This window comes from Pantoea sp. C8B4 (genome assembly GCF_051336905.1).
In the GTDB taxonomy this organism is placed as follows: Bacteria; Pseudomonadota; Gammaproteobacteria; order Enterobacterales; family Enterobacteriaceae; genus Pantoea; species Pantoea rwandensis_B.
The window spans coordinates 15,029-30,665 of sequence record NZ_JBGMNK010000002.1; the positions used below are offsets into that span (position 1 = coordinate 15,029).

A 15,637-nucleotide genomic window follows, 5' to 3' on the forward strand; every position below is an offset into this window, starting at 1 on the left:
GCGCAGCCTGGTCACTCTACCCTGTATCGCTAACGATGCCTATCGCCGAGGTCACCTTAGTGACAATTGAGCTGAGCCAGGCTGGCGCTGCGCTGTTGCGAGCCCGTCACCGTGATGCGCTCCAGCACGCATCCTATGCCCACACTCTGCTGCTGACACTCGATGTGCCAGCCCGCCACCTCACGCCCCAGCAAGGCTTGTCCGGCAACCTGCCACGCCTGGCGCTGCTGCCACTGTTGACTAAACCCTAAGGCCAGCGCTCGATGGTATTGCAACAGCGTGCTGATGGTCATCGCCAGCAGCAGCATCGCCACCAGCGTTTCAGCCAGGCTAAAGCCCTGCTGATCCTTCCTGCGGCTGGCAGTGCTCCGGTTTAGACAATGGACAGTAGTCAATCCAGCCGTGCGCCTGGGGATGCAGCCGATGGCTGCGTGGCGAGACCCATTGCCAGAGGCGGAGTTCACTCTTTTCATCCTGACCCGATAACAGCGCATTACCCTCCTCCGTATGTAATAAGCAGCTTAACCACTGGTGTACGGGCTGTTGCTGGCATTGCCAACCGGACGCTGCAGGCCAACTCTGCATCAGCCCCCATTGCAGCGCAGCCTGTGCTTGCGCAAAATCTTGATGATACTGCTGTGTATCGGCCACCAGCACCATGCCCTGCGACAACTGCGTGCGCGTGGCATGAAGCGTCAGGCTGCCGAGCAGTAACAGCATCAACACCATGCCCAACGTACTGTTGCCGTGCTGACTCATAAATTTCGTCCTTCAATCCAGTGCTCAACCTGCAGGCTTTGCGCACCCGCTCGCCCCGTCAGATGGAGAACTAACCGGGTTCCCTGCCGCACCACGTTGAAATGCTCAATCGTGAGAAAAGCAGGATCGGTCAGGCGCTCCCAACCGTTGCCGTTGCAGCTATCCACCGCGCGCTGCATTTCCAGTTGCCCACTGCGCAATCGATAGCCGTAAAAGTCACTTTCACTGCTGCCCACATCTTCCCAGCGCCCATTGCTGTTTTCATCCCAGCGCAGCAGGACACAGCTGCCACCAGCAGCGAGCGTGAGCGCCGGTCCACTGCATTGCCCGCGACAATATCCCGCGCGCTGTAACGCCTTTTGCAGCGTATGGGAAAGCTGCTGTAGCTCCTGTTGCAACTGCACACGCTGCTGCAGGCGCAGATTTTGTTCCAGCAGTAGCGGCAAGAACCGCCCCACGCTGACCATTAATATTGCCCCTACCGCCAGCGCAATCAGCATCTCCAGCAGGCTGAAGCCGGCCTCCGCTATTCGCACCCTTTTTCTCCCCTCTGGCAGGCACGAAGGCGTGCTCGCGCAGAGATAATCACCCGCCAGCGACCGGCCGCGCTTTCAACCTCAATGCTGCCAGGCCGCGCCACGTCACGCCGCCCAAAGAAACCCGGCTCACCGATGATCGCGCTGAAGCGCACCCCGGTGTGCGGCGGCGCTAACCTCCAGCGTGAAGGCAGCTCACAACCCTCCGGCGGTTTTACCCCCACGCCGAGGCAGCCGCGTTCGCCGGGAATTAACCACAAATTGAGATCGCTGTTATGCCAGTTCGCATGGGCGCGCAGCCGTAACAGAAACCCCTGTAGTTGCTGCACGCTATCGCGCAGCTGCTGATGCTGCTGCCAGCGCTGCCAACTGTGCAGGGCACCGAGGCTGAGGATGCCAGCGATCACCATCACCAATAGCAGTTCCGGCAAGGTGAAACCGAGGTTTGCGTGTTTGTTCATGGCGATAAAGATGCGCGTCTTCACGGCGGGTAACAAGACAACATCAAGCAGGATCGAAAGCGTCGCGCAGGCTAGTTTCGCGCGGTACATGTAGAGACAAATTTTTGTGAGGCGGATGCAGATAACAGAGATAAAAAAGCCCCGCACAGTGGCAGGGCTTCAGGGTTGATGCGAGTCAGTTTACACCGCGACAGGCGCTTTAATGGCCGGATGCGGGTCGTAACCTTCGATCTCAAAATCTTCGAAGTTGTAGTCGAAGATAGAAGCAGGCTTACGCTTGATCACCAGCTTCGGCAGCGGGCGCGGCTCGCGCGTTAGCTGTAACTGCGCCTGCTCCAGGTGGTTGCTGTACAGATGAGTATCGCCACCGGTCCAGACAAAATCACCCACTTCCAGATCGCATTGCTGCGCCACCATATGCACCAGCAGCGCATAGCTAGCGATATTAAACGGCAGGCCGAGGAAGATATCGCAGGAGCGCTGATAGAGCTGGCATGAGAGCTTGCCGTTCGCCACGTAGAACTGGAAGAATGCATGGCACGGTGCCAGCGCCATCTGGTCCAGTTCACCCACGTTCCATGCCGATACAATGATGCGGCGTGAATCGGGATCGCGCTTCAACTGCTCAATCACTTTGCTAATCTGGTCGATCTCTTCGCCTGACGCACTGCCCCAGCTGCGCCACTGCTTGCCGTAGACCGGACCTAAATCGCCATTCTCATCAGCCCACTCGTCCCAAATCGTCACCTTGTTATCTTTCAGGTAGCTGATGTTGGTTTCGCCTTTCAGGAACCACAGCAGCTCATGAATGATGGAACGCAGGTGCACTTTCTTGGTGGTGACCAGTGGAAAACCGTCCTGCAAATTGAAACGCATCTGGTGGCCGAAAATCGACAGGGTGCCCGTACCGGTTCGGTCGGCTTTCTCTGCGCCTTCATTCAGCACATGTTGCATTAAATCCAGATACTGTTTCATTTTACCTCACGAGTTTGTTGCTGCGGACGACGACGGAACGCCCAGATCATCATAATCACACCGGCCAGAATCATCGGGATGGAGAGAATCTGCCCCATGCTGATGCCACCTTCAAACAGGCCCAGTTGGGCATCCGGCTGGCGGAAGAACTCGACGATGATGCGGAAAGCGCCATAGCCAATCAGGAACAGGCCAGAGACGCTGCCCATCGGGCGCGGCTTGCGAATAAACAGGTTGAGAATGATGAACAGCACGATGCCTTCGAGGAACAGCTCATACAGCTGCGAAGGATGACGCGGCAACACACCGTAAGTGCTCAGCAGCTGCTGATATTGCGGATTGTTCGCCGCCAGCGCGATATCTTCACTGCGCGACCCCGGGAACAGCATGGCGAATTTGAAGTTGGGATCGACACGGCCCCACAGCTCGCCGTTGATGAAGTTGCCGAGACGGCCGGCACCCAAACCAAACGGGATCAGCGGAGCAATGAAATCGGACACCTGGAAGAACGTGCGTTTGGTACGGCGCGCAAACACCAGCATCACCACGATCACCCCAATCAAGCCACCGTGGAACGACATACCGCCATCCCAGACTTTGAACAGATAGAGTGGATTATCGAGGAACAGCGGCAAATTATAGAACAGCACGTAACCAATACGGCCACCAAGGAACACGCCGAGGAAGCCCGCATACAGCAGGTTTTCCACTTCTTCTTTTTTCCAGCCGCTGCCGGGTTTGTTGGCACGGCGCACCGCCAGCCACATAGCAAATACAAAGCCCACCAGATACATCAAACCGTACCAGTGAAGCGAAATCGGTCCGATGGAGAAAATTACCGGATCGAATTGGGGAAACGAAATGTAGCCGTTAGTCATCTTTCACCATCGTTTTTTCTGCCCTGAAACGGGTCTGGCTAAGGGGTCATACCATAAAAGGCTGCGCATGATAGCACAGCCGCTTTTCACAATTGCCGCGGAAATGTAAACGCTGTTAACGACCGCCGCGAATCAAACCGCCCAGTCCACGTCGCTCCATGAACGCGGATACCAGATGGCGCACTTCAGAAGCGGTATGCGCCGCCACGCCATTTTCACTGAGCTTTTGCGTTTCCTCGTGATCGAGGTGACGCAAAAGATACTTCACGCGCGGAATGTTTTTGCCGTTCATGCTGAGATGGTGATAACCCATGCCCACCAGCAGCGCCACGCACATTGGATCACCCGCCATTTCACCACACAGGCAGAGTTCCAGTTTGGCCTGGCGGGCTTCATGGGCAATGCTTTGCAGCGCGCGCAGCATCGCCGGATGCAGAGGATCGTAGAGATTCGCCACCCGGGTATTGTTGCGATCCACCGCCAGCAAATACTGCGTCAGATCGTTGGTGCCAACGGAGATAAAGTCCACACGATCCGCCAGATGCGGGATCATAAACAGCATGGAAGGCACTTCGATCATCACGCCAATACGCGGCTTCGGGATCACATAACCCAACATCTCTTCCACTTCGCGACCGGCACGATCGATCAGACGACGCGCATCGTCGATCTCATCGATATGGCTGATCATCGGCAGCAGAATGCTGAGATTGCCTGATGCCACGTTTGCACGCAGCATGGCGCGCACCTGCACCAGGAAGATTTCTGGCTGGTCGAGCGTCAAACGAATGCCACGCCAGCCGAGGCAAGGATTCTCTTCACTGATCGGCATGTAAGGCAGCTGTTTATCCGCGCCGACATCCAGCGTACGCAGCGTCACCGGCTTATCGTAGAACAGTTGCAGCATGCCTTGATATTGCGCGACCTGCTCCTCTTCCGACGGGAAGCCGTTGTGCAGCATAAACGGAATCTCTGTGCGGTACAGGCCAATGCCATCCACCCAGTTATCCAGCTTCTGCTCATGCTCAGGGCTCAGGCCCGCGTTCAGCATCACCTGCACCCGTTCGCCGCTTTTCAGCTCGCCGGGTTGCTCCACCACACCTTCAGCCATTTTGCTCAGCGCGTTTTCTTCGCTGATCAAACGCTGATACTCCTGCACCAACACGGGTTCAGGATCGATTAACAACTCGCCGCGGTAGCCATCGACAATCAGCAGGCGTTTGTTGAGCTGTGCAGGAATGATATCCGCACCCATGACGGTGGGAATACCCATCGCGCGCGTCAGAATGGCCGCATGGGAATTGGCCGCACCGTCGCGTACCACCACACCGGCTAAACGCTCTGGTGGCAGCTCTGCCAGCGTGGTCGCGGTGAGTTCATCCGCCACCAGCACGAAGCGTTCAGGCCAGGCATTCGTCCCCACCAGCGTATCGTCGAGGTGAAACAGCAGACGTTGCCCGAGCACGCGCAAATCACCCGCGCGCTCACGTAAATATTGATCCTGCAGGCTGGCAAACTGTTCCGCGAACTTCTCGATCACCGTTTTGACCGCCCACTCGGCAACCGATCCGCGATCGATCTCGGCAAACAGATCTTTTTTCAAACGGGCGTCGGTTAACAGGTGTGAGTAGAGATCGAAGATCGCCGCACTCTCTTTTTGCACACTGGCAGTAAAGCGTTTGCTGAAGCGGCGAAATTCATTGCCGGCCTCGCCCATCGCCAGCACCAGACGCTCGCGTTCACGCTGCACATCCAGCGTCGAGGCGGCAGAGACCTGATCCAGCAACGGCTGAGTTTCATCAACCCAACCGGGGGCGACCGCCACGCCAGGCGCCGCTGCGATGGCTTTGACCCGCGTCTGACGGAACTGACCAAACAGTTGGCCAAGTTGTGATTGCGACAACAAGCCCGCCATTTGCGTGGCCAGCGTCACCAGGAATGATTCTTCGCTCTCGTCGAATTGACGATGTTCGCGCTGTTGTACCACCAGCACGCCAAGCAGTTGGCGGCGGCTGATGATCGGCACGCCGAGGAAGGAGCGATAGCGCTCTTCTTTTACCGAGGGAATGTATTTAAAGCTGGGATGGCTTTGCGCGTCGGCAAGGTTGATCGGCTCGGCTAAACGTCCGACGAGCCCGACAATCCCTTCATCAAACGCCAGCGTGACAGTGCGACCGCGCGGCTTTTTCAGCCCGCGCGTTGCCATCAGGTAGTAGCAACGACGATCGTGATCTGCGAGATAAACCGAGCAGACCTCGGTTTCCATCGCAAGGCAAATTTCGTTTACCAGAATGTCGAGTGCTTCATTCAGACGCGGAGCACTCGCCACTTTCTCTACTATTTCGCGCAACTGAGTGAGCATAAAGGGCGTGGCCTATCCTCTTTTACGTCGATGAGCGGCATTGTTGTTACGCTGCCCCGCACTCTCCTGCATAGACATCACCACGCCAGCGAATTCTTTCATCACGCGGCGATAGACATCGCGCTTGAAAGAGACGACCTGACGCACCGGATACCAAAAGCTGACCCAGCGCCAACCATCAAACTCAGGTGTGCTGCTGTGTTGCACATTGATTTCCGCGTCACTACACATCAACTGCAGAAGAAACCACTTTTGTTTCTGGCCGATACACACCGGCTTTGTGTCCCAACGCACCAAACGTTTTGGCAACTTGTAACGTAACCAGTTACGGGTTGAAGCAAGTATTCGAACATCTTTGCGGTGTAAACCCACTTCTTCGAACAGTTCGCGATACATCGCCTGTTCAGCGGTTTCACCCGGATTGATGCCTCCCTGAGGAAATTGCCAGGAGTGCTGTCCAAAGCGCCTGGCCCATAACACTTGTCCTTGCCTGTTACAGATTACGATACCAACATTCGGGCGGTAGCCATCATCATCGATCACTGGACTACCTCAAAGCTAAATTTGAATAGCCTGATTGTTTCACACTCCTTACAGGCGGTAAACCACTGGATATCCGGGGTGATAGCAGTATAAAAACAGGATAACTCACAGAGTTTAGCCAAGTTATAAACAGCAGAGTGGTTTTCAGGGCGATCTTATTCACCTTTTCTGTGGATAGCTTTGTGCAGAACACGGGAATGAGTTGAATAACCACTTCGGAAAATTCTCATAAGGCAGACAAAGAATAGCACTAAAAACACCATTAATCATAGTGATAGGAAAAAATGACAGTGTTGTTTCAACGCGGATCACTTTCTAATTAACCTCAGGTTCCATTCGCTGCTCAAAGATCCACCAGTGTCGCTTTTATCCACAGAGAATGCCCTAAACCTGGTCAAAGAAAGGAAAAAAAGCGTTCAAATCGCTAAAGTCAAGGCTGTAAATGGAAACAGGGGTGCTCAGCAAGGGGGTTATCCCACCTTTCTGTGGATAAGTAGGCTGGAGATCCTGTTCATTGTCGATAACAAACTGGGATAACCTTGCCATAGCATTCACTGTCGTCCGGCAATGCAAATAAAAAAGCACGCTTAATCATGCTATTATCACGGTTATTCACGCTGCGCACATGTGGAAAACTCATACCCGCCAGCGCTGTACATCCTTTAACCAATATGAGTTTTGCCATGAATTCCCCCGTTTTATTGCCGACGCCACCACAAGATGAAGCTGAATTACTGCAGCGCGCACAACAACTGGCAGGCCAGACGTTTGCAGCACTGGCAGCACAGCTGGGTTTACCGGTGCCGGCTGATTTGCGGCGGGATAAAGGCTGGGTTGGCATGCTGATTGAGCAGCACCTGGGTGCCAGCGCGGGCAGCAAAGCGGAGCAGGATTTCGCCCATCTCGGTATAGAACTCAAGACCATCCCCGTGGATGCGCTGGGCAAACCGCTGGAAACCACCTTTGTTTGCTTGGCGCCCCTGACTGGCAACAGCGGCGTAACCTGGGAGACCAGCCATGTGCGCCACAAACTGGCACGGGTGTTATGGATCCCGATTGAGGGCGACCGTGCTTTGCCTCTCGCTGACCGTCGTGTGGGATCGCCGCTGTTATGGCAACCGAGCGAAGAAGAAGATCAGCAGTTGCGTGAAGACTGGGAAGAGTTGATGGATATGATCGTGCTGGGCCAGGTGGAACGCATTACCGCCCGTCACGGCGCCTGGCTGCAGATCCGCCCGAAAGCGGCCAACAGCAAAGCGCTGACGGAAGCCATCGGTGAGCGTGGAGAACCTATAATGACGCTACCGCGCGGTTTTTATCTCAAAAAAAGCTTCACCGGACCGCTGCTGGCACGCCATTTTCTACTGTAAGTCAGGCGTATCGGGTGCGTATAATCGCCGTTTAATTTTCGTTTAGGATTGAATGATTCATGTTTGACTGGATTGCTGATCCCAATGCCTGGCTGGCACTGGGAACATTGACCATTCTGGAAGTGGTTTTGGGTATCGACAACATTATCTTCCTGTCGCTGGTTGTCGCTAAGTTGCCGAAACACCAACAAAACAAAGCTCGCCGCCTCGGTTTAATGGGTGCCATGCTGATGCGACTGGGCTTGCTGGCGTCAATCGCCTGGGTAGTCCGCCTCACCAATCCGCTGTTTACCCTGATGGATCACAGCTTCTCGGCGCGCGACCTGATCCTGCTGTTTGGTGGTCTGTTCCTGCTGTGGAAATCCAGTATGGAGATTCATGAAACCATTGAAGGCGCCGAAGGTGAACACAAAACCAACGTCCACTCCTTCTTCGGCGCGATCGTACAGATCATGTTGCTGGACATTATTTTCAGCCTCGATTCGGTGATCACCGCTGTCGGCTTGTCCGATCATCTGTTCATCATGATGGCTGCCGTGGTCATTGCCGTGTTGATGATGATGTTTGCCGCACGCGCCATTGGTGAATTTGTTGAGCGCCATCCATCGGTGAAAATGCTGGCGCTGGCATTCCTGATTCTGGTCGGCTTTACCCTGATTCTGGAGAGTTTCGGCATCCATGTACCAAAAGGTTACATTTATTTTGCCATGTTCTTCTCCATGGCCGTGGAGTGCCTGAACCTGATGCGCAGCAAGAAAAGCGCGGCTTAACGATGTCAAGGGCGAGCGCATCTCGCCCTTTAATTTTAGGAATGATGCGATTACGTCAGCCAGCGAAAGCATTTATTACTACACTTTTGCAGTTGAAGTAGGTTGAGGGAGATAAGAATGAAAGGGTTGGTGAGTGTCGTGGGTATTATGCTGGTCGCGCTGACGTTGAGTGGTTGCAGCAGTGATTACGTGATGGCGACCAAAGATGGCCGTATGATTAAGACTGATGGCAAACCGTCCATCGATAAAGAGACAGGTTTGGTGCAGTACACTGACGATCAAGGTCATGTGATGCAGATCAATGGTGACGAGGTCTCCACCATCATTGAGCGTTAAGTGCCAAATTCGATTGCCTGCACGATTTTTTCCCCAGTGCAGGCGATTTCCCGAACTTTCCCCCCTTCCTTCCGCGCCGCTTCACAGGATATAGTCCCAGAGGACACAACATTCCCTTTCATAATGAAAAAAGGAAGCCGGCAATGCATTATCACCGCATCCCCCACAGTACGCTGGAAGTCAGCCAACTGGGGTTAGGAACCATGACGTTTGGTGAGCAAAACAGCGAAGCCGACGCCCACGCGCAACTCGATTACGCGATTAGCAGTGGCATCAACCTGATTGATACCGCTGAAATGTATCCGGTGCCGCCACGCCCGGAAACCCAGGGATTAACCGAACAGTACATTGGCAGCTGGCTGAAGAAGCGCGGCAGCCGTGACAAGATCATTCTGGCCAGCAAAATTGCCGGTCCGGTGCGCGGCGCAGATGCGTCGATTCGCCCTAACCAGGCGCTGGATCGCAAAAACATTCGCGAAGCGCTGGATGCCAGCCTGAAGCGTCTGAACACCGACTATCTCGATCTCTACCAGCTGCACTGGCCGCAGCGTCAAACCAACTATTTCGGCAAACTGGGCTACCAGTACAGCGAAACCACCGCCAACGTGACGCTGCTGGAAACGCTGGAAGCCCTGAATGAGCAGGTGCGTGCAGGTAAGATTCGCTACATCGGCGTGTCTAACGAAACTGCATGGGGCGTGATGCGCTATCTGCAGCTGGCTGAGAAGCACGAGTTGCCGCGTATTGTGACCATTCAGAACCCGTACAGCCTACTGAACCGCAGCTTTGAAGTCGGTCTGGCGGAAATCAGCCAGCATGAAGGGGTTGAACTACTGGCCTACTCAAGCCTGGCGTTTGGGACTCTGAGCGGCAAATATCTGAATGGTGCTAAACCTGCCGGTGCGCGTAACACCCTGTTTAGCCGCTTCACCCGCTACAGTGGTGAGCAGTCGAATCAGGCGATTGCCGCTTATGTTGGTCTGGCGAAGAAGCACAATCTGGATCCATCACAGATGGCGCTGGCTTACGTGCGTCAACAGCCGTTTGTGGCGAGTACACTGCTGGGCGCCACCACACTGGAACAGCTGAAGATTAACGTGGAGAGTTTCAACCTGACGCTGAATGCCGATGTGTTAGAGGAACTGGAAGCGATTCATCGTCAGTATACTTACCCGGCACCTTAACGGGATGTCATCGTTGCGGCGCAACGGTTTGCGTCGCAACGACCTGCAGCATTGATCGCCTGGTGGTTAAGACTTTGGCCCGATGAGCCTGGATGCGCACCCTATTGGCGTATGACGCGGTTTTTGCTTGAGTACCGTGAAGGCGCGCATTTCGGATCTATGGTCGCCATGGCTGGCGACCTGGTTTTTCTACGCACCGCCTTAACGGCGCGATTTCCACCACAGCACCGCAATCGCCACAGCAAAAATCCCACCGAACCCAATACCGGTTGCCACCGCGGGTGCACCCAACTTCACCGCGATGGTGTACAGCGCCAGCATCACCAACATCGCGATGTTTTCACCGAAGTTTTGCACCGCAATCGCGTTACCTGCGCCCACCGACTCTTTGCCGCGTTCCTGCAGCAGCGCATTGAGTGGCACCACAAAGAAGCCTCCCAGCGCACCAATCACCATCAGCACCAGATAGGCATTCAGCAAGCTGGTTTGCAGTGAGAACACCACCACCATTACGCCAATCAATATCCCGGCGGGCATGCAACGGCGCACGGTTTGTAGCGTCACCAGTTTCGCCGCTGCGGCGGCGCCAATCACAATCCCAATCGCCACCATGGCATTTAACGTGGTCGGCGTTTTATTGTCAGTGATACCCAGCGCGACGGGCACCCACAACACCAGCAGGAAACGCAGCGTTACCCCCGCCCCCCAAAACATGCTGGTGCCGAGCAGGGAAAAACGCGTCTCGCCGTTACGCCACAGCAACAGCGCAGAGTCCCTGAAACTGCGGAACATGGCACCAAACTGCCAACTCTGGCCCGGGCGTGCCGCCATAAGTTTAGGGATAAAGATATTCGCCACCACCGCCAGCGCGTAAGTGAGTGCACACACAACCAGCGCGGCCAGCAGATTCCAGTCAGCCAGAATACCGCCCGCCACCGAACCCAGCAGAATGGCAGCAATCGTCGATGACTCCATCAAGCCGTTGGCTTTGACCAGCCTTTCACCGCGTGTAATTTCCGTCAGGATGCCGTATTTCGCCGGCGAGTAGGATGCCGCACCAATGCCCACCAGCGTGTAGCCGAGGAATGGATTGAAGCCGAAGCAGATAATCAGCGCACCCAGTAGCTTGAGGCTATTGGCAAACATCATCACCCGGCCTTTGGCAAAGCTGTCAGCCATCTGCCCGACAAACGGTGCCAGAAGAATGTAAGTGGCCACAAACATCATCTGCAGAATCGGCTGGCTCCAGTCAGGATAGAGCTGACTTTTCAGCACCGCCAGCGTGGCAAACAGGAGCGCGTTGTCGCCAAACGCGGAAAAAAACTGCGCCACGATCACCGCCATCATATTGCGTGACAGTAACGGTGAATCGGGATTAACCGCCTGACTCATGCCTGCTCCTCTTCGGCCAGCTGTTTCAGGCTGACGTAATCTGGTTTACCGCTACCCAGTTGCGGCAGCTGTTTCATAAAGCGAATGTCACGCGGCACCGCCAGTTCTGGTGCGCCGATATCACGCGCGGCTTTAAGCAGTTGCTCGCGGTTCAGCGCGCTGTCGGTAGTGAACAGCACTAAGGCTTCACCGCGATGACCATCAGGACGCAGCGAGGCGGCATGTTGCTTCTCACCCGAGGCTTTCAGCGCGATCTGCTCGACGCTTTCCAGTGACACCATCTCACCGGCGATTTTGGCGAAGCGTTTGGCACGGCCTTGAATCTGGCAGAAGCCACCTTCATCGAAGCTAACAATGTCGCCGGTATCATACCAACCGGCTTCCATCTCGCCTTCGCCGTTGTCCGCTACGGGCTTCTCTAAGACACCCGGATTTTCCACGCGCAGGTAACCGTTCATCACATTCGGACCACGCAGTTGCAGACGACCGCCCTGCTCGATACCTGGCACGGAGATCAAACGTGAATCCATGCCGGGCAGAATACGACCCACGGTGTGAGGTTTCGCCGCCATCGGCACGTTGATCGCCACCACTGGCGCACACTCGGTGACGCCGTAGCCTTCGAGAATGCGGATGCCGTATTTCTCGGCGTAAATTTGACGCGTGCCTTCCTGCAACTTCTCTGCACCCGCCACCACATAGCGCAGGCGTGCAAAATCATACGGATTGGCAAAGCGCGCGTAGTTACCGAGGAAGGTTGAGGTGCCAAACAGCACGGTGCAGTTACGGTCATACACCAGTTCCGGCACGATGCGGTAATGCAGCGGGCTCGGATAAAGGAACACCTGCGCGCCGGTGAGCAGCGGCGTAAACAAGCCCACCGTAAGGCCGAAAGCATGGAACAGCGGCAGCGCCGACATAAAGCGATCGCGCGGGGTGAAATCCGCCACAGTACGAATTTGCTCGACGTTAGCTAACAGGCTTTTATGTGAGTGCACCACGCCTTTGGGGTTGCCTTCGGAACCCGAGGTGAACAGCACCATGGCCGCCTCTTCCGGCTGCTGCGGAACCTGCGCACGACGCGGCGTCAGCAGGTGAGCCAGAATCCACAGCTTGTCTTTCAGGGTAACGGTGTCTTTGAGGTCTTCGAGGTAGATCCACTGGACTTCGGTTAAGCCCTGCGGCAGATGTCCCAGGTTGCCCTTCTCCAGGAACTGGCGCGAAGTGAAGACGGTTTTGACCTGCGAAGCAGTGAGCGCCGCGCGCATGCCGTTGACGCCCGCGGTGTAATTGAGCATCGCCGGGATACGCCCGCGCAGTGATGCCCCGAGGATCGCCGCCGCCGTGACCGTGGCATTCGGCAGCAGCAGGCCAACGTATTCACCCTGCTGGCTGTAGCGCTCAAGAATACGCCCCACGCCCAGCGATTTTTTCAGCAGCCCGGTGTAGCTGTCCGGTTTGAAGTTGATATCTTCAATGCAGGGTTTCGCCAGACCATAACGCTGGCGCGCATTGAGAAAGGCTTCGAACAAGGTTTCGCGCGGACGTACCGCCATACGTGCTTCCATCATCACATGATGTAAGTGCTCACCCGCTAAGACGCGACGATCGCGCGCGCGTTTGGCTTCCGGCATCGGGATGACGGTGGCGGGCAGCACGCTTAAAGTGATGCGCGGGAACAGGCGACGCTTAAATATCCCTGCCAGTCTGCCAAACGGCGTGTACTCCGCGCCTTCAATGCGCATCGGGACCACGGTCGCACCCGATTTCGCCGCGACAAAGCCCGCTCCGCTGTAGATTTTCATCAGCGATCCCGTCACCGTGATGCGCCCTTCCGGGAAGATCACCACCGGACGACCTTCATTGATCATGCGCACCAGATGTTTGATCGACATCGGTTTAGTGGGATCGAGTGGCACGAAGTCGATAATCGGTTTGAGGAGCCGCATAAACCATTGATCGCTGATCGAGGAATAGACGGCGAACACCGGTTTAATCGGCAAAAACAGCGCCACCAAAATGCCATCAAGGAAAGACATATGGTTAGGGGTGATCAGCACTTTTTCTTTGTGCAGTGCGGTGAGATCGCCACGCAGTTCCACCCGCCATAACAGGCGAAACAGGAAACGCAGAACAGTGAAAAGCATGCCAGCTCCTTAGCAGCGGTAAAATATGGCGCTTACCTTGCAATATCTGGCGATTTTCGACAAGTGCTGCGGTGATTTATGGTGAGGAATTGAGGTGGGTGTGGTGCCTGGCCTGCAAAAATTTACCGTTGGGGTGCTGATGATTGTGAAATGCTGCTCAGTGCTAATGCCATCAGGGTTGCACTGCCGTAAAGGTGATAGCGCAGGTTGTGATGAGAAAACGGTGATAGCGCAGTCTGGAGTCGCTTTGCCAAAGAGAACAGGCTGCACATTGGCTTATGTGAGTTTAGGTAGAAGGGAACCTGATCGTGCATATGCTCGGTGTTTGGTTCAAAAAGGGCACGATGCTTGAGGCCAAAGCCCCTCTGCGGTGGCCGGGCAGTCCACTGAACAGAGGCGCTATAGCCCACCACTCCGCACCCAAAAAGCCCACAACAGAATCAACAGCCTCATACTTAGCTGCTCTAAACTGCAAAACAACCCTCATCTATGCTGCTAAAACTCATCCCTGCCAGAACGAATAACACTTACCCCTGCCAACCCCCGCCCAGCGCGGCAATCAGCTCAACGCTGCTTACCCACTGCGTGCTCTGCAGTGACAGTAAACTCTGCTGCTCACTCAAACTGCTGTTTTCCGTGGTCGCCACATCAAGGTAATCAATCATCCCGGCATCATACTGATTACGCGTCACGCGGGCTGACTCCTGCGCGGCACTGGTCGCCAGCTGCTGTGAAGCAATTTCGCCCTGCAGCGTATTCAGCTGCACCAGATAATCTTCCACTTCCCCCATCGCCGTCAGCACCGACTGGCGATAATCCGCCACGCTGGCGTCATAGGCGGCGCGTGCCTGTTCCACTTTGGCCGAGGTCGCACCGAAGTCCAGCAGCGTACCGCTCAACTCCGGCCCTAATGACCAGACGCGATTGGGTAGTGAGAACAGGCTATTAATGGCCGACGAACTCACGCCGCCGCTGGCGCTCAGGGTCAAATCTGGATAGTAACCGGCGATGGCGACACCCACCGCCGCATTGGCTGCTGCCACATTACGCTCGGCATAGGCAATATCCGGACGACGCTGCAACAGCGCAGAAGGCAGGCTATGAGGGATGGCTGGTAACTTAGCCTCCAGCTTCGCCACTGGCAGCGAGAAATCAGCCGGCGCACGGCCCAGCAACAGCGCAATGGCGTGTTCCGATTGGGCACGCTGCCACTGATAATCCTGTGCCGAGGCGCGTGCGCTCTCCAGCTGCATCTGCGCCTGTGCCAGGGTGGCGCGGGATTCGCTGCCCGCCGAGTACTTGTTCTGTATCACCGTCAGATAACGCTGATAGGCATCGATACTGCGCTGATACAGGGCAATCTTCTCGTCGAGGATGCGCAGCTGGAAGTAATCCTGTGCCAGCTCTGACTGCGCACTCAGCGTGATATTCGCCAACTCGGCCTTACTCGCCTGCGCACTGGCTTTGTTCTCTTCCAGTGTGCGGCGCAGTTTGCCCCACAAATCCAGCTCCCAGCTGGCGCTGAGATCGGCGGCATGCGCATTGCTGACGCTGCGCTGGCCGGTGGTGCTGGCCCGACTGCCGCTGCGCGTGCTGCTGGCGTCGTAGCTCACCGAAGGGAATAACGCCGCGCGAGATTGTGAGGTCAGCGCCTGCGCTTCACGGTACTGCGCGGCATAGCTCGCCACGTTCTGGTTGGAGATGCTCACCTGACGCAACAGGCTATCCAGCGTGGCGTCGTGATACACCAACCACCAGTCGCCTTTGCTCTCTGCATCCTGCGGCGTGGCCTGCTGCCAGCCTTTGGCTTCTTTAAAATGCGTCGGCATCGCCATGGTCGGGCGCTGATAATCAGGACCCACCGCGCAGCCCGCCAGCAACAGTGCCATCACCATCGGGGTAAATTTCAGAACATTTTTCATCG

The 15,637-nt window shown here is 55.7% G+C and carries 16 protein-coding genes; 4 read left to right on the forward strand and 12 right to left on the reverse strand.

Annotated features, from left to right (window positions below):
* Nucleotides 1-56 precede the first annotated feature (56 nt).
* From ACCW76_RS02950 to ACCW76_RS02990, 9 genes are all read right to left on the reverse strand, one after another.
* The gene (locus tag ACCW76_RS02950) at nt 57-395 is read right to left on the reverse strand and encodes a prepilin-type N-terminal cleavage/methylation domain-containing protein (RefSeq protein ID WP_436337702.1); all 339 of its coding nucleotides are present in this window, start codon (nt 393-395) and stop codon (nt 57-59) included.
* Nucleotides 331-759: a DUF2509 family protein gene (locus ACCW76_RS02955; protein ID WP_436337703.1), complete on the reverse strand. Its 429-nt coding sequence runs from the start codon at nt 757-759 to the stop codon at nt 331-333. Before ACCW76_RS02955 ends, ACCW76_RS02950 begins: the two co-directional genes overlap by 65 nt.
* Nucleotides 756-1,295, reverse strand: a complete 540-nt coding sequence (locus ACCW76_RS02960) for a prepilin peptidase-dependent protein (protein ID WP_436337704.1) — start codon at nt 1,293-1,295, stop codon at nt 756-758. The genes ACCW76_RS02955 and ACCW76_RS02960 overlap by 4 nt, the downstream gene beginning before the upstream one ends.
* On the reverse strand, nt 1,286-1,846 hold the full coding sequence (locus tag ACCW76_RS02965) for a prepilin-type N-terminal cleavage/methylation domain-containing protein (RefSeq protein ID WP_436337705.1): 561 nt from the start codon (nt 1,844-1,846) through the stop codon (nt 1,286-1,288). Before ACCW76_RS02965 ends, ACCW76_RS02960 begins: the two co-directional genes overlap by 10 nt.
* A gap of 90 nt (nt 1,847-1,936) precedes the next feature.
* Nucleotides 1,937-2,731, reverse strand: a complete 795-nt coding sequence (gene thyA / locus ACCW76_RS02970) for a thymidylate synthase (RefSeq protein ID WP_045816400.1) — start codon at nt 2,729-2,731, stop codon at nt 1,937-1,939.
* Nucleotides 2,728-3,609 (reverse strand): prolipoprotein diacylglyceryl transferase, encoded by an 882-nt coding sequence (gene lgt, locus ACCW76_RS02975; protein WP_034823111.1) that lies wholly within the window; start codon nt 3,607-3,609, stop codon nt 2,728-2,730. The genes thyA and lgt overlap by 4 nt, the downstream gene beginning before the upstream one ends.
* 115 nt (nt 3,610-3,724) lie before the next feature.
* A complete protein-coding gene (ptsP, locus tag ACCW76_RS02980) occupies nt 3,725-5,971 on the reverse strand; it encodes a phosphoenolpyruvate--protein phosphotransferase (protein ID WP_038645088.1) in 2,247 nt (748 codons plus the stop codon).
* 12 nt (nt 5,972-5,983) lie between these two features.
* Nucleotides 5,984-6,514: an RNA pyrophosphohydrolase gene (rppH, locus tag ACCW76_RS02985; protein WP_034823115.1), complete on the reverse strand. Its 531-nt coding sequence runs from the start codon at nt 6,512-6,514 to the stop codon at nt 5,984-5,986.
* A gap of 511 nt (nt 6,515-7,025) precedes the next feature.
* Complete coding sequence (locus tag ACCW76_RS02990; RefSeq protein ID WP_436337706.1) at nt 7,026-7,199, reverse strand: hypothetical protein; 174 nt, start codon at nt 7,197-7,199, stop codon at nt 7,026-7,028.
* On the opposite strand from ACCW76_RS02990, the gene mutH reads away from it, so the two are divergent.
* The 4 genes from mutH (at nt 7,198) to ACCW76_RS03010 (ending at nt 10,174) form a co-directional block, all read left to right on the forward strand.
* On the forward strand, nt 7,198-7,884 hold the full coding sequence (gene mutH / locus ACCW76_RS02995) for a DNA mismatch repair endonuclease MutH (protein ID WP_436337707.1): 687 nt from the start codon (nt 7,198-7,200) through the stop codon (nt 7,882-7,884). The two genes, ACCW76_RS02990 and mutH, sit on opposite strands and share 2 nt — an antisense overlap.
* Before the next feature lie 59 nt (nt 7,885-7,943).
* On the forward strand, nt 7,944-8,654 hold the full coding sequence (locus ACCW76_RS03000) for a TerC family protein (protein WP_034823125.1): 711 nt from the start codon (nt 7,944-7,946) through the stop codon (nt 8,652-8,654).
* Nucleotides 8,655-8,771: 117 nt separating this feature from the next.
* On the forward strand, nt 8,772-8,990 hold the full coding sequence (locus ACCW76_RS03005; protein WP_034823127.1) for a YgdI/YgdR family lipoprotein: 219 nt from the start codon (nt 8,772-8,774) through the stop codon (nt 8,988-8,990).
* Nucleotides 8,991-9,133: 143 nt separating this feature from the next.
* Nucleotides 9,134-10,174, forward strand: coding sequence for an NADP(H)-dependent aldo-keto reductase (locus ACCW76_RS03010; RefSeq protein ID WP_045816396.1), 1,041 nt, complete (start codon nt 9,134-9,136; stop codon nt 10,172-10,174).
* A gap of 201 nt (nt 10,175-10,375) precedes the next feature.
* Here ACCW76_RS03010 and lplT read toward each other — a convergent pair whose 3' ends face one another.
* From lplT to ACCW76_RS03025, 3 genes are all read right to left on the reverse strand, one after another.
* A complete protein-coding gene (lplT, locus tag ACCW76_RS03015) occupies nt 10,376-11,566 on the reverse strand; it encodes a lysophospholipid transporter LplT (protein WP_038645081.1) in 1,191 nt (396 codons plus the stop codon).
* Nucleotides 11,563-13,713 carry a bifunctional acyl-ACP--phospholipid O-acyltransferase/long-chain-fatty-acid--ACP ligase gene (gene aas, locus ACCW76_RS03020; protein WP_436337708.1) on the reverse strand — a complete coding sequence of 717 codons (2,151 nt, stop codon included), beginning with the start codon at nt 13,711-13,713 and terminating at the stop codon, nt 11,563-11,565. The genes lplT and aas overlap by 4 nt, the downstream gene beginning before the upstream one ends.
* Before the next feature lie 527 nt (nt 13,714-14,240).
* Nucleotides 14,241-15,635, reverse strand: a complete 1,395-nt coding sequence (locus ACCW76_RS03025; protein WP_436337709.1) for an efflux transporter outer membrane subunit — start codon at nt 15,633-15,635, stop codon at nt 14,241-14,243.
* Nucleotides 15,636-15,637: the final 2 nt, after the last annotated feature.

Coding starts and splice junctions, on each gene's coding strand:
- ACCW76_RS02955 (WP_436337703.1), bottom strand. CDS start 759: ATGAGTCAGCACGGCAACAGTACGTTGGGCATGGTGTTGATGCTGTTA.
- ACCW76_RS02965 (WP_436337705.1), bottom strand. CDS start 1,846: ATGTACCGCGCGAAACTAGCCTGCGCGACGCTTTCGATCCTGCTTGAT.
- thyA (WP_045816400.1), bottom strand. CDS start 2,731: ATGAAACAGTATCTGGATTTAATGCAACATGTGCTGAATGAAGGCGCA.
- lgt (WP_034823111.1), bottom strand. CDS start 3,609: ATGACTAACGGCTACATTTCGTTTCCCCAATTCGATCCGGTAATTTTC.
- ptsP (WP_038645088.1), bottom strand. CDS start 5,971: ATGCTCACTCAGTTGCGCGAAATAGTAGAGAAAGTGGCGAGTGCTCCG.
- mutH (WP_436337707.1), top strand. CDS start 7,198: ATGAATTCCCCCGTTTTATTGCCGACGCCACCACAAGATGAAGCTGAA.
- ACCW76_RS02990 (WP_436337706.1), bottom strand. CDS start 7,199: ATGGCAAAACTCATATTGGTTAAAGGATGTACAGCGCTGGCGGGTATG.
- ACCW76_RS03000 (WP_034823125.1), top strand. CDS start 7,944: ATGTTTGACTGGATTGCTGATCCCAATGCCTGGCTGGCACTGGGAACA.
- ACCW76_RS03005 (WP_034823127.1), top strand. CDS start 8,772: ATGAAAGGGTTGGTGAGTGTCGTGGGTATTATGCTGGTCGCGCTGACG.
- ACCW76_RS03010 (WP_045816396.1), top strand. CDS start 9,134: ATGCATTATCACCGCATCCCCCACAGTACGCTGGAAGTCAGCCAACTG.
- lplT (WP_038645081.1), bottom strand. CDS start 11,566: ATGAGTCAGGCGGTTAATCCCGATTCACCGTTACTGTCACGCAATATG.
- aas (WP_436337708.1), bottom strand. CDS start 13,713: ATGCTTTTCACTGTTCTGCGTTTCCTGTTTCGCCTGTTATGGCGGGTG.
- ACCW76_RS03025 (WP_436337709.1), bottom strand. CDS start 15,635: ATGAAAAATGTTCTGAAATTTACCCCGATGGTGATGGCACTGTTGCTG.